Origin of the sequence: Mangrovimonas cancribranchiae (assembly GCF_037126245.1) — a bacterium.
GTDB classification, from domain to species: Bacteria; Bacteroidota; Bacteroidia; order Flavobacteriales; family Flavobacteriaceae; genus Mangrovimonas; species Mangrovimonas cancribranchiae.
The window spans coordinates 2,138,418-2,153,764 of the sequence record NZ_CP136925.1; the positions used below are offsets into that span (position 1 = coordinate 2,138,418).

General features: G+C 29.6%; 8 protein-coding genes. All 8 read left to right on the forward strand.

Translation table 11 applies throughout. The features are described from left to right. Positions 1-151: 151 nt before the first annotated feature. The 8 genes from R3L15_RS09930 to R3L15_RS09965 all read left to right on the forward strand — a co-directional run bounded on the left by R3L15_RS09930 (position 152) and on the right by R3L15_RS09965 (position 15,346). Positions 152-1,588, forward strand: coding sequence for a DUF6794 domain-containing protein (locus R3L15_RS09930; protein ID WP_338731448.1), 1,437 nt, complete (start codon positions 152-154; stop codon positions 1,586-1,588). 161 nt (positions 1,589-1,749) lie between these two features. Then, entirely contained in the window at positions 1,750-2,277 is a 528-nt protein-coding gene (locus R3L15_RS09935) for a hypothetical protein (protein ID WP_338731449.1), read from the forward strand. Positions 2,278-2,417: 140 nt separating this feature from the next. After that, on the forward strand, positions 2,418-4,160 hold the full coding sequence (locus R3L15_RS09940) for a hypothetical protein (RefSeq protein WP_338731367.1): 1,743 nt from the start codon (positions 2,418-2,420) through the stop codon (positions 4,158-4,160). A 154-nt stretch (positions 4,161-4,314) separates the two neighbouring features. Then, complete coding sequence (locus R3L15_RS09945; RefSeq protein ID WP_338731451.1) at positions 4,315-4,881, forward strand: hypothetical protein; 567 nt, start codon at positions 4,315-4,317, stop codon at positions 4,879-4,881. A 268-nt stretch (positions 4,882-5,149) separates the two neighbouring features. Next, positions 5,150-6,853: a DNA (cytosine-5-)-methyltransferase gene (dcm, locus tag R3L15_RS09950; RefSeq protein WP_338731453.1), complete on the forward strand. Its 1,704-nt coding sequence runs from the start codon at positions 5,150-5,152 to the stop codon at positions 6,851-6,853. 2 nt (positions 6,854-6,855) lie between these two features. Then, positions 6,856-8,598 (forward strand): NERD domain-containing protein, encoded by a 1,743-nt coding sequence (locus R3L15_RS09955; protein WP_338731454.1) that lies wholly within the window; start codon positions 6,856-6,858, stop codon positions 8,596-8,598. Continuing rightward, positions 8,598-11,078, forward strand: a complete 2,481-nt coding sequence (locus R3L15_RS09960) for a hypothetical protein (RefSeq protein ID WP_338731455.1) — start codon at positions 8,598-8,600, stop codon at positions 11,076-11,078. The genes R3L15_RS09955 and R3L15_RS09960 overlap by 1 nt, the downstream gene beginning before the upstream one ends. Next, positions 11,075-15,346 (forward strand): helicase-related protein, encoded by a 4,272-nt coding sequence (locus tag R3L15_RS09965; protein ID WP_338731457.1) that lies wholly within the window; start codon positions 11,075-11,077, stop codon positions 15,344-15,346. Before R3L15_RS09960 ends, R3L15_RS09965 begins: the two co-directional genes overlap by 4 nt. Position 15,347 lies beyond the last annotated feature (1 nt).

Here is a 15,347-nt window from a genome sequence, read left to right on the forward strand (position 1 = left end):
CCGTTACTGACGGTTATACGAAACCGTTGCCAGTAATTAAAGTAAAACGTAAAATATAATTAGAAATTGACTAATAAAAATGAACACTTCAATAATTCTAATTTTTCTTTTTTTAAAGCTTATTTAGATTTAACCAACTAAACTCATATTAATGAAAAAACTATTGCTGTTTATATTAACACAAATAATATTTTCAAATTTATATGGTCAAATTTCCTCTGGAATGGCTACAATTTCAGAAACATTTTCATCAAATGGGAGATATAAATTAATTTCTTATTCATATGATGATGATTTCCCAAATACAATAGGTGAATCGTTTATTATCAAATATGACATTTACAAAAGACCAGATACAATATATAAGATTGATAGGTCTTTTGATTTGTATGCAGATTATCCTTTTCACACTATTGTAAGTAATGATGGTAAAAAAATTATGCATTTAATAAATAACAGATATTATAAAGGTAAAGAAAACAACAACGTAGTAATTTATAAAAATGGGACATTAGACAAAAGTTATACTTCTGAAGAATTTATAAAATGTAATAAAAGTGTAGAAAATTGCGAACTTTTCTACCAAAACAAATACGAAGTAATAAATTACAAAAAAAGTAGTTACCTAGTAAAATCCTTTAAAGAAAACGCAAGCGAAGAAGATAAATTTTTATATGACAAATATATATTTAATAAAAATGATTCCATCTATGTTACTGATTCTAGAAAAAAAACAACTATTTATGACTTAAACAATGAAAAATTTCTAAAGAACAACTTAAACTTTGATTCCATTTTTCCAAACATTAAAAACTACATAACAACAAATAGCAAAATAAATTATTATGAGTATCCATTTAAATATATAATAGATTTAGAAACTAAACTAACAAATGAAAAACTTTCAAAAAAAATTAGTGATATATCAGGATTGAAATTCATTCCATTAAAAGATTCTACTTTTAACAAATTCAAGCTTTACAGAATTGACATTCGAGGTTTTCTTGATAAAACTGGAAAGTTTGAATTAGATTCGATAAATGCAGACACTATATTTGACAAGCAAAAAATTAAAACATTTTTAAAAGAAACTCAATTTAAAACAGATTTTATTCCAAAAGAAGTAGATAAAATTTATTTAAAAAATTTTTTTGGAGGATATAGAAATTACGATAACAAAATTGCTGAACAAGTAACAATCAATGAAAAAGAAAAAAGAATTGAAGAATATAAACGAAGGTTAACTCTGGAAATTATTGATGGAATTTATATACCAAAAAATCTATATGAGTGTATGACTGAATTAGATAGTATATTAAATTTTGAAAGCAAAAGGAAATTGATGGAATCCGAAAACCTTTGGGAATATAACTCGCATATGGGAGGTTTAGGAATGTGGATTAGAAATAATTGGGGAATCAACGGGGGCTCAAGACTTAAAAAGTATTTTAACGACCGGAAAGTTGGAATTAGTGGCTTTGGCAACGATAACATTTCTGGGATAATTATAGAGTTCTATAACAAGTGGCTAAATGGAAATAAAGAATCTATTAAAAAATGGGAAAAGAATAATCCTAAAAAAAAATAACTACTGCCAACAACGTATAACAACAATTGCGGCTCTGTGTCCTGCGGACACAACCGCGCAAGCATAAAAGTCGGTAATTTTAGCTATCTTAGTTTTTAATCAATCCGCAACTGATTGTTATACAAGACCGTTGTGTGTCATTTAAAAAACCCAGAACGAAATTGAAAACTGAAATAATTAACCAACCATATTCTAGAGAATTTAAAGAAAGGATTTACGATATTGAAAGTCCTTGGAATTCTCAATCGTGGACTTGGATAAAGTTTACGGACGAAAATATGATTGAAACTGTCGGACAATTTCGTGGATTTCCAAAAGAAGTAAAATACTCAGAAAGTCAGAATGAAATTATCGTTTTGACATCTGACCACATCTTCAGATTAAACGCTTCTGACTTGAATTTAATTGAAACGGAAAGACAGTTGAATTATCAAGATTTAGAAGTCTCACCAGACGGAACTTTCATTTTTCATAACTATTACGAAATTGAAAAAATGAACAACTCGCTATCTGAAATGATTGAGATTGAAAGTCCTTTTAAAATGGACGACATTCGATTTAAAAAATGGAATGGTAAAAACTTGGAATTTGAGTGTGAGGAATTTACTAATTGGAGTCGGAAAGAATTAATGGAATTAGACACAACTGAATGGAAAATAAAAATAAAAACGCCACACAACAATGTATAACCGCAATTACGGCGGATTCGACTACGTCCGAATCCACTCGGAATTGCTAACGTCTGTGATAAACCGAAAATTATTAACTTTAATCCCGTAACTGACGGTTATACGAGACCGTTGTATGCAATGCGAAAACCACTTTAACTATGATGGGACATTTGATTAAGTATTCAGAATTCTACGCCTCAAATGCGCCCGAAAAACCAATTGAAATCCTAAAAGTTTTACCAAAAGAAGAAGTTCTCGCTACAATATCGGCGATTAATTCAAGATTAAAACCGATGGAGAAATCATATTTTGATGATTCAAGAGAAACACAAGTGGAATGTTTAAGGGTCTTATTTCTTGATAACCAAAATCATCCATCTCAATCTAATTGCACTCAATTTATATTTAAGTATCTCAAAACACCAAAAAATAATAATTTATTCTCGAGAGTAACCTGTTTATATGCATTTCAAGAAATAATTAATCACGAAGGTTTCGCAGAAGAGACACCAGAATACACTATCGCAAATCGAGAATTGATTTTGAAATATTTATTGATTGCCAACGAAAATATACTATCCTTTGACAAAGAATATAATGAAAATGATAGTAAAACATTAGGCGATAATTTCTTTGAATATTTTATGTTCAAAGAATTACCACACAATCAACATTACGCTACATCAAATTCAATAAATCTTTTTTACAAATCTTGGCGCTTATTTAAGTCTATAGACAATGACGAATTTTTTGGAGAGCATTTGAGGAAATATTTGAATGAGACATTTGGACTGGAAACCATATCTGACTTTTTCAAAAACCAAATGTATTCGTATTTCAAAAGCTATGATAAAAAATTAAAATTGTGCTACATTAATATCAAGAAGACCGAAAAAGATGCTATCAAAATATTAGATAAATTAAGTGAAAAGCAAAATATTCCACTTCCAGATAAAACAGATTTACGGATATTTGAGTTTCTGAATATTAAGAAAAGTCCGTTATATAAAAATGCTGGAAAAGACGGAAAGGAAATTATCACATACTTAGTTCTTGACAACACCTTGCTTATTGAAAAAACATACGCCTTATTTATAAACGACTTCTGGTTTGACTACTTAAAGCCAAAAAAAATATGCAATAGAACTGATTGGGGAAATTTTATTGGTTCTGTTTTTTTCGAGCCATTTATTGAAGAAATATTAGAAAATTCATTTATCAACAATAAGCGCACTATATTTAGAACTACAGATGATTTGAAATTCAAAATTAATGGTGGTAACGAAATCGAATACGCAGATTATTACATTCGAGAAAGAGGTAATATTATCCTTGCCGAAGCTAAAAGTAATTATCTACCAACAATTCACGGATATAAAACTGTAAAAACGATAGATGATTACAATGCTCTTGATTTAGATAAATTCTATAAAGATTATGGCTTAACCCAATTAGCATCAAAAACAATAAAACTTTTTCACGAATACAAAGAATACATTAATGACAAAGCTTTTGATTTTGATAGGAAAGTGAAACTATTTCCTCTTTTAATATTCAATGATCCAATTTTTAGTTCTGGTTTAGCTTCTTTTGCATTCAAACAGAGATTTGAAAAATCTTTAAAAAAAGAGAATATCAAAATTGAAAGTGATAAGCATAAGATAATGCCTTTGACAATTATAAATCTTTCAAATTTTCAAGATATGGAACAATGTTTACAAGATGGAGATGAGAATCTATTTAATATTATTAGACATTCTCATTCAATATCGCACAAAAAAAGAGTGGCAAGCGAAGGTTCATTTGTAGTTCTCAAAAATATTGAACATTCAATAAATAAGTTGATAAAATCCAAACTAATTTCGGATAGAATTATTAGTTTATCTTGGCTGGAAAATTAGTAAAGCACTGCATACAACAACGGCTATAAGCAATTGGGGTTTAGGTGCTTAATTAAGAATAACGTAAATAAAACAAAGGTCAGTGCTAAACTGAAAAGTTAGGTGTTAAATCCCCAACTGCTCATAGCCACGACCGTTGTGCACAAGCTGAAAAATGAGAAATCCATTAAAAATATTGCTTCTGATTTTAACTTTAGTTTCTTGTAAAAACCAAACAGAAACGAAATCTGAATTGAAAAACGAGACGGCTGAATTGATTGAAGAAATTCCTAAAATGGAATTACAACAAACCGACTCTATTGAGGAACAGTGGAATTTTATGGTTTTTGAAAAAGGAGGTTGTTTAGGAGGAACACAATATGTTACAGAAAAAAAGAGAGAAATTCCTACTATGGTTTTTAGCGAAACGGAATGGAAAAAGTTTGCGGAAAATGATAAAACGGAGTTGACTGAATTTCTTATCTCTAAACTTTCTGACACAACGAAAACGAAAGTCCATACTTGCCCATTTTTTGGAGCAACGAATGGAGAAATGGCTGTTTATTCACTTCAGCATATTCATAATATAAATTGGCTTGAATTTGCGGAATTTAAAGAATATAAAGACCGAGAATATGGAAATGCGACTGACCAACCTCAAATGTGGTTACAGAATATTTTAAAAAATGAAACTGAACGTAAAACGTTAGCGGAGTTATATCGGAACGAACTAAAAAAATAAAAGCCAGTGCACAACAATGTATAACCGCAATTACGGCGGATTCGACTACGTCCGAATCCACTCGGAATTGCTAACGTCTGTGCTAAACCGAAAAATTTGCGTACTTTAACCCCTAACTGACGGTTATACGAGACCGTTGTGTTTCATACAAAAAAGCCATCGCACAAATAGCACATTTGGTTTTTGCCGACACATAAGCCAACGCTGATAAAACCAAAAGAACTATTTTTACCAAACCTCATAAAAAGAGAATATTTTGAATAAAAAATTGGAAAATAAACTAACAGTAATTGACTTCTTCTGCGGAGCGGGAGGATTTTCTGAAGGATTTAGACAAATGGGATATGAAATTATATATGGATATGACCATTGGAAGCCTGCTGTTGATACTTTTAACCACAATTTTAATCTTAATTGCAAACCTAAAAATATTCTTGATTTTAAAAACTCAATTAAAGAAATTGAAGAATTACCTGATACAGATATAATTATTGGATCACCACCTTGTGTTAGTTTTTCTAGCTCTAACAAATCTGGGAATGCAGATAAATCATTAGGAGTTGAGTTGACAGAAGCATTTTTAAGAATTGTTGCTGTTAAAAAACATCAACCTAAATCAATCTTAAAAGCTTGGTTTATGGAAAATGTTGTAAATTCTAGAAGATACTTGCAAACATCATACACTTTTAAAGATTTAGGGTTAGAAGAATGGGCTAAAAAGCATCGAATTGGTATTTTAAATACCGCTATTGATTTATACGAAAATACCGCTGTTATAAATTCTGCTGAATATGGTTCATTTCAAGCTAGAAAAAGGTTGATATCAGGAGAGATTGTAAAAAAAGGTAAATTGGTTGTACCTAATTCTACACATAATAGTGAGGGAATTGATGGAAAAAAGAAGTTTTTGACAATTGGAGATATGAAAAGGATTTTCCCTCACCCATATTCGAAGCCTTCTAATAAATTAATTTCAGATCCACAATATGATATTAAGATTGCTCAAAATCAATTAACTGATCATTTTTATGATACAGGAATTTATAAGGTAGAATGGAAGTTTTCGAAGTTTTGGAAAACAAATCATCCATTTATGGGAAAAATGTCATTTCCTGAAAATGAAAATAAACCAAGTAGAACTATAACAGCAACAAAAATAGCCAATTCAAGAGAGTCCATAATATATAAATCAGAAATTGAAAGAATTGGTGATGGTGAGTATCGGTTACCTACAGTAAGAGAAGCCGCTATAATAATGGGCTTTCCTATTACCTATCAGTTTATAGGAAAAGAAAATAATAAATGGCGTTTGGTGGGTAATGCTGTTTGTTCTTCTGTAAGTAAAGCTTTTGCGAAGGTCGTTCTTGATGAATGCAAATTACCTGTTCCTAAATCATTGAATTTAAATTTAAAAACTGAAGAGATCTTAAATCTGAATACCTTTAAATTAAAATCATTTGATAATCCTCCCAAAAAAAATCCAGGTTCTAGATTTAGAAGACATGCCATAAAAGATGGTAATCTAACAGTTACTTTATCTAATTATGATATTGAGAAAAATACTAAAAAAGCTGAAGGTAAATGGTATACCTCAATTCAGTATGGAACAGGGAAAGGTTTCCCAATTCAAAAAATTAACGATAATTACTTTAAACATATTGAAGAATTAATTAAAGAATATAAAGAAGGAAAAGATTTTTTGAAATATATCAACAATGGGTTTTCTGAGAAAATTGGAAATGCTAATGAACTTCAAAATCTATATGAACAACAAAAATCGAATAGTAAGTTAACAGAACCAACCGAGTTAGTAGACACAGTTCAAGAAAAGCTTAATGAACTCGATTTAGAGGACAAAGTACTTGAACAAACAAAAAATAAAATATTCAAACATAAAGATAAGGTCCCAGTAAAGCAACTTTTTGCTTTATATGCAATTAATAAAATTTCGACCATTGCAAACGAAAATTAATTATGCCTGTTACATTTCACCCAAACAACCCTATTGATGCTTTGGAAACCATAATTGTTAAGGAAGATGGATCTCCTCTTCGTGGTGAAATTGATATTTATAGAAAACTATGGCGTGAATTAGGAGAAAGTGAATTAGAGTGGGATGTTTGGCACGATTTAAAATTACCAGAGCATTCAGATAATTTTAATTATTATAAAAAAACAAGTGCTCAAATTGATTTTTTAATTCTTTGTAAATATGGAATCTTAGTATTGGAAGTCAAAGGAGGGACAATTTCTAGTAAGAATAATACTTTTTACTACGGAAGAAACTTTAATACCCCAATGAAACAGAACCCCTTCAAGCAAGCAGAAGGCTATAAATACACTTTGAAAGACAATATCCTAAATAATTTTAAGAATTGCTTTTTTTGTGAAGTTGTAGTTTTTCCTCACGTTGACTACCCTTTTGAATCAAAATTGATTGATTCAAATTTACTTTGGTCAAAATATATTGCTCAAACTTTTGATAATTCAATTGAAAAGTTTCTCATAAATGCTATTAAATATTCAAAAAACAAACACAAAAAGCACTTTAGAAACTACAACGAATTATCACATAAAGAGTATGTAGCAATAAAAAATATACTCAGTCCTATCATAAGTGATAGGAACAAGTTAAACACAATCAATACACTCGAATGGTTGGGTATACAAAATATAGAAATCCTAGAAGGTTTATATAAAAACCCAAGAATAATGATTGAAGGACCACCTGGTTCTGGAAAAACAACGTTGGCTAAAGCTTTTATTGATAAGCAATATAATAAGAATGGTATTTACTTATGTTGGAATAATTTTTTAATGCAATATACAAAATCAATCTTAACCGAAAGAAATCTTACCTGCGAAATTGAAGTGACTACATTTTTTAGATTTTTTAAAAAGCATAACCCTTCGCTTTCTTACAGAGAATTAGCTTCAATGACAGAAGATGAATTTTACGAAGTAGTTAAAAATACAATTCAAAAACTAGAATTGGAAGACAAACTAACGCCTTATGATTTTATGATAATTGATGAAGCCCAAGATTTATTTGACAGAGGATTGGATCTATTTATAAATAAGTTTTCAGGGTTTAATGGACAGGGTTTGACGAATGGTAATTCGCTCGTCCTTTATGATATTGACCAGAGTTATACAAGCACTGGTCGCAATGTTACTGAAATTGCAGATTTGCTTACCGAATATTATAGTCATTTTAAAATAAGTGAAGTAAAAAGAAGTGCTCAGAACCCAAATATAAGGAAACTTTCATCTGAAGTGCTAGAAAACCCGTCAATTATACTTAATGAAGAGTTTGAAGAATTATTTCCTAACATTAAAATTAACCAATATCAATCTCTACAAAATGTAAAAAAGCATATTGTAAAAGATATTTTAACTCCTATTCGAGAAACGGATTCTTCTCTAAAAGGTAAAGACTGTGTAATATTAATTGAATCAACTTTTCTACAAGGAACTTACAAAGGAGATGAAGATTTAAGGGAGTTACTTATAATAAAAGACGTAGAGGAATTAAATGAACAAAATTTGAGAGGGACAACTAATAAATTACGATACACGTCAATTTTGAAATACAAAGGACTTGAAAAAAAGAACGTATTCTTAGTTGTTTCAGAGCCTTCTGAAATTAATAAATATGAACTTTTTGTAGGGATAACCCGTGCTATCCTGAATCTTGAAATCAATATTGTAAAGTAATGGGAATTTTCAATAAACATATAACTGAAGATTTGAATAAATTTCTAGATTCAAAAAATCAAGATCTTTTTGAAGTAGTTTTTAAAAAATTAAATTCAGTTAATAAAGAAAATTACAGGAAGTTACTTCAATATATATATTGTATTTTGAAGGATACGAGAAATAATGAAAATGAACTTACCGCCTTAAACATTCATTTTGAGAGAATAATTGATGAAGAAGAAAAAACATTAATAGTAGAGTTTTTATGGCATTATTATTTTGAATTTCAACATATAAGTGAAAAACGAGATGTAGTCAATGAGATTCTAAAAAATAAAATATCTGATTTAAATCAAGAAGTAAAAAAAGATCTTCATTTACCAACGAATAACAAAAAGTTAACTAGACAAATATTTGAAAATAGAAAAATAGATAGAAAACATCTTAATTATTTCAAATCACTAAATAAAACAGCCTCCTTATTACCTGAAACTTTAATAAATCTAAAGATAAATCAACAGAATTCTCTTAGCAGGTTTTATGAATACAATCCCGTTTATTTACCTGCAGAGAAAGATAATTTAACTGATTTAAATTCTTTTGTGTTGTACAACACAAAAGAATTTAATGATATTCGAACATTAAGAATAGACAACACTCCATTACTCCAATTAATTAAAAATATTGTTTTGTTTGATTGTGAGAATAGTATGCAACGATTTTCTCCGTTCAATTTTCAACAACTAACAAATCTAAATGAGCATCACGGAACAAAATTTAGTTTTTTTCTAATTGTAACTTTCTCAAATAAAGAAAATTTAAATTCAATAAAAACCAAAGTAAAAAGACTAAAAGAAAGATACTACATACCTAATCAATCAAGCTATATAATAACAAGTGAAGAATTTGAATATTTAGTAGGACAAGTACACGATAATAAACCAGAAATTAATTTTTTAGAACCTGCAAATTCAGCTTTTTGGGAAGATTTTTATCTTGAGACACAAATAAATGGATTGTATGAACTACGTTCTATTAAAATGATGAATGTCTATTCGCTTTGTTTCAATCAAAAAATAAAAGAATATATTCTAACTCATATTTTTTCAAAAGATATAAAACATAGCTTAGTTACGGAAGATACAAAACAAGAAATTTTTAATTTACCAAATGAAGATATTCTAAAATTAAAAGACCTTTTAAGTAATGTGTTAGATTTAATAATTAATACAGATTTGAAATCTAGTATAAGTAATAATATTGTAGATGCCACTAAAATAGTTTTAGATGATTTCATTCTTAAAAATGAGGGTTTACTTGATTTAATTAAAAAATCAATCAATGTAAGGTCTAATAGAATATTTATAAGTTGGGATAATTTAGAGGAAAACCCTGCTAATGAAATCATTATTCTTTCCTATAGAGACCAAGGGAATTTTAACTATCATTTCTATCCAAATGTAAATGAAATAACAATTTCCAAATACACTAAAATAAAGTCCTTCTTTCCTGCTTTATTCTTTAAGAAAAATCACGAATGGTCTAAATACAATCTATTAAGAGATTATTATAAGATACTAGACCATCCCATAAGAGCAAATCATTTTAATTGGAATAAACTTAATAAAAAAATACAGTATATAAAACCTGAAAAAACTATAGATATTTCCTGGGATTTAGAGAGTGATTATTCTGGTTCTGAAACTAGAATTACATATAAAATTAGTTTTGATAACAATAGACATAATACCTGTAACCCATCAGATTTACATATTTATTATGAAGATGATAATAAACAAAAGCGAATTCAACCTATAAGATGGATTTATGAAAATTTAGAACTGGAAGAAAATAGGATGTTGGTTCAAAAATTAGATGAATTAATCGAAGAATTTAATCCAGTGGAAATGCTAATTGATACAGAACAACAAGAAAATGACTTAAAAATAATTCGAAATCAATTTAATTTTGGAGAAGAAAGTGCTGGTCGTTTATGGAAAATATTGTTGTCAAGAAAAGCAGCCATCTCAAGTCCAGAAACTCTATACAACGATTTGAAAACTATATTTAATAGAAATAATTTAGATATGGTTTCCCAAGGTCATTTTGAAAGCACCTGGATAAATCCTGAGTCAGAATCTTTAGTTCCTAGAGGAAATAAAGCGTTCAAGTTGCTTTGTAATTATTTAGGATTACCAACAACATATTTAAGAATAATTTACACTATTAAAAATAGGAATATTAATGGAAGACGAAATGCAACTCGTATTTATAGTAAATTATTAAAAGACCTTTTTAATGATGGTTGTTTTGATGAAGGAGCAAATCCTAAACAAATTCTAAAAAATAAAATAAATTACTACCAAAATAATCACAATTTTGATGAATTAGGAATTGATGAAGAAAAACCATTAGCGGGATTAATCACATTAATCGATTTAATTAAGCCCGAATTATCCTTTAAAGAAGTTAAAAGCATAGAAAAAAGAGAAGAATGAGCAAGATATTCAACAAAAGAGAAGAATTAGAGCGTTTTATTAGAGAACAGACGCTAGGTCCAGGAATTAGTGGATATCGTTTTGTAAATCTAGAGGCTGCTTGCAATACAGAAAAAGATTTTAAAACTGAATTTCCAATAAATAATGAGTTTGAAATCTTAAACACAATGCCAGCTGCTTTATATAGTACTGGTATTTTATTCCCAAAAGACGAGAGTCAATCAGCAGAAATAGGAGCACAAACAGATTCAAATGATGATGCAAATGGTAATGACGATGAAGAAGAGGAGAATGATGTTGATAATTTGAAAGATGATTTAGGTAATATAGATAGTCCTGATACAATAGAACTTAATCAATTATTCCCTCAAACTATGGGTCTCACATTTTGCATGAAGGAAGATTTTTTGAAAGAAGGCAATATAAATTTCAATATTAGTGCACGCTATTACAGAAAGTTAGCAAAAGATCAATTACTCAATGTTGGTGTTTTATGTGAAGTAAATTCAGATTTGTTTAATCAGTTTCTAATCAATAATAATTTATCTAAATATATTACGATTGTAGATTATGGTGTAAATAAATGCATCAAAGCAAACCATAAACTATCTAATGAAGACACAAAAGAAATAAATCAAATATTACGTTCGATTGATCAGGATAAAGCAAAGGAAATCTTTGAAAAAGATGTTAAAGCCTATATTAATAGAACTTTGAATTTTACACCTTCCAACTTAAGCAGCCTAACACAAACAATATTTTCTGAGTTAAAAAACGAAACAGACAAGAGAGAAACAAGAGAAAAACTTTATGAAGCCTCTCAAAAAGTAGAATTACTTGAAAATTTTAAGAACCATATTAAGGATCTTCTCAATTTATTCAGAAATACAATTTGGGCTTCAGAAAACTTAAATGCTGAGGTGAGAATGGAGAATATTAAATTTGATACTAACTTTACAAAAAAAACTTACTTAGCTTATAAATCAAAAGACTACAGTGAAAATATTGAAATAAAAAGAAGTGATAACACAACATCAGATAGTTTAGAGCACTTGTTTAAAATTCAATTAGATAAAGAAGAATACGCTTCATTATCAGCAAATATTCAATTAAGTAGAGATTCTAGAAAATCTAACAATAAGGTATTTGTAAAAATTCAATTAATCAATGATAGTACCCCCTTCAAAGAAGATCCAGAAGGTAAAAGGTATTACTCAGTTGCCACAGAAAAAGTGAATAACAAAGCTTTTTTTGGTGTAAAAATCATTTCTGAAAGTGAAAATATCATTCCATATACAAACTACAAATATAAAAAAGATGCGGATGGACAATTTAACGAGGATACAACTACTAAGTTTATATATCACCAGTTTGAGGATTATGCAATAGGTCATGGTTGTTCGGTAAATTGGGAAAAACAGAATACTAAAGTTCGTGTTGAAACAGAATATTTACCTGCCTGTGAGACGCCCGATATAGAACCTGTACCAAGAGATAAAAACAAAGAGCCAATTGAGAAAGGTAATGGAGAGTTCACTTCTCCTCCATTTTTAGAAAATTCTAAATCACAAGAATTTAAATGGCTTTCAACATTTTCTAATGCAGAAAATCAAGAGGTTGTTTCAGGATTATTAGAGTTTGTAGATTCCTATGGTAAATGGATTCAACAAAAAAGAATGGATCCGAAATTTCAAAGCGAATTTGAGGACATTGCAAATCAAGAACTGGATAAGTGTCAAGAGGATTATAACCGAATGAAGAAAAACATTGAGAGTTTATTAAAAGGAGAAAACAATGTTGAAAATCTAAATTCTTTTCGTTTGATGAATTCTGCGATGTTTATGCAGTTATTTCATTCAGAAAAAGTGAAGAACGGTGAAATAGGAAATCTGATGGCAGAGAACAGTTTCTGTGGATTCAATTTAGACTTTTACAAAGAAGCTGATGATAAATTATTTTCCAATACAGATTCTGCTGGTTGGAGAGCATTTCAGCTTGCATTTATTCTTCTAAATTTAGATGGTATTTTCAAAGCAGAAAATGATAATCAATGGATTGCAAGAAACGAGTGGGTAGATTTAGTATGGTTTCCAACAGGTGGTGGTAAAACAGAAGCATATCTTGGTCTCATTGCATTAACGATTATTAATAGACGAAAACTATACAAAGAAGAAGGTGGTGGTGTTGCTGCAATAATGAGATATACTTTACGACTGTTAACAATGCAGCAGTTTCAAAGAGCTACACTTGTAATTATGGCATTGGAACTATTACGAAGATGGGATGAGAATCAATTAGGATTAGAACCTATTTCTATCGGATTATGGGTTGGGGACAATTCATTACCCAACTCTATGAAAGGACTATTAGAACAACTTCAAAAATTAAAAGAAGGTAATAAAAATAATAAAATCCCCTTCTCTAATTGTCCTTGGTGTGGATCAGATTTAAGACCAATTCCTTCCGGTGGTATTGTAAATGATAATAATGACATATTTAATAATGGTAAAGCACATCTTTATTGTGGAAGTAAAACATGTTCATTCAGCTATGCATTAGAGGACCCTTTCAGCAATAAACCAATGTCTAATGCTATCCCGATAAATCTATGTGACGAAACCATTTATCAACACCCACCAAGTTTATTATTTGGTACAGTCGATAAATTTGCACAGTTAGCTCATAAGGTTGATGACAATAATAACGGGAGAAGTAAAGACTCCAGAAGATTATTTGGAAGAGGAAATTGGGAGAATGGAAAACCGCAAGATGGTTATTTGCCGCCAGATTTAATTATTCAAGATGAGTTGCATCTTCTTTTAGGTCCTCTAGGATCTGCAGTGGCATTATTTGAAGCTGCTGTAGACCAATTATGCACAAGGAGTGATGGCACTCGCCCTAAAATAATATCTTCAACAGCAACTACACGAAATACACAACTTCAAATTGCTGCATTGTTTGGAAGAGAAGTTAAATTATTTCCAAAGCCTGGTGTTGAATGTGATGATTCCTTTTTTGCTTTCTACAAAAGAAAATTTAATAGTATTGAAAATGTAGAACCCGAATATATTGCTAAACGAAAATATGTTGGTGTGCTACCGACTGGAAGAACGCAAATTTGGATGCAAATGCGTTTGTCCGCAATTTTAATGACACATAGAGTGATTTTTGAATTGAAAGAACTTGGAAATCATCATCCGATTGACTTTAAAGAGTACGATAAGGAATTTATTAAAGCGATGGATTATTACCATACAATCATATCATATTTCAATAGCTTAAAAGAGGTGGGAAAAACACAATCTCAAGTACAAACTTATATTTTAAAAGAATTTAGGAAGGTGTTTAATCGTTTGTTAAGACCTCAAAAATTAATGCATGCTTTATATACCTATGGGCCAATACAAGAAGCTGAATTAACCGGTAGATTGTCCGGTGAAGAGGTAAAGAATGAATTAAAGAATGTTGAATCTGAGTGGAAGCCACAAAATAGATTTGCACACATAGAAAATAAAACTATTTCTCGTGGTAAGGTGCCTCCTGAATTTGTAGTAGCTACTAATATGATTTCTGTGGGAATTGATGTTTCTAGGTTTAACACCATTATAATGAACTCGATGCCAAGAAATACAGCAGAATATATACAAGCTAGTAGCCGTGTTGCAAGAAATGATTATGGACTGGTACTCACGGTTCATCACCCATTTAGGGCAAGAGATATTTCTCATTATGAAAAATTTATTGAGTTTCACGAAAAGATGTACAGTTACGTAGAGCCTATTTCAATAACACCTTTTACAAAAAAAGCGATTGAACGCTATTTAGGTTTATACTTAGCAACTATGATACGGCACACTAGAAATGAGTTTACAAATAGAGATACAGCTAATGTCATCAATAATTTGACGGATGATGAAATTAAAGAACTTATAAATGAATTGATGAGCTATTTTGAATCAAAGAAAACCAAATTGGATTCATTCGACTCTCTAATTCAAAATCTGCTTAAAGAAGAAAATTTAAACCAAATTACAGTATGGCTTTCTGAAGCTCTAAATGAATGGAAAAACCTAGAAGATGAATTAGACAACCAAACAGATTTAGTCTTTACTAGAGCTACTAATAGAGCTAATCAACAAAGACGTCAAGAACAACTCTATGTTGATATAGATGCCTATGAAGGTTCTATTCATAGTAAAAAATGGCAGGTACCTATGTCATTGAGAGTAATAGAACCTGAAGCAGCTATTAAAATAAATTCTATTTAAA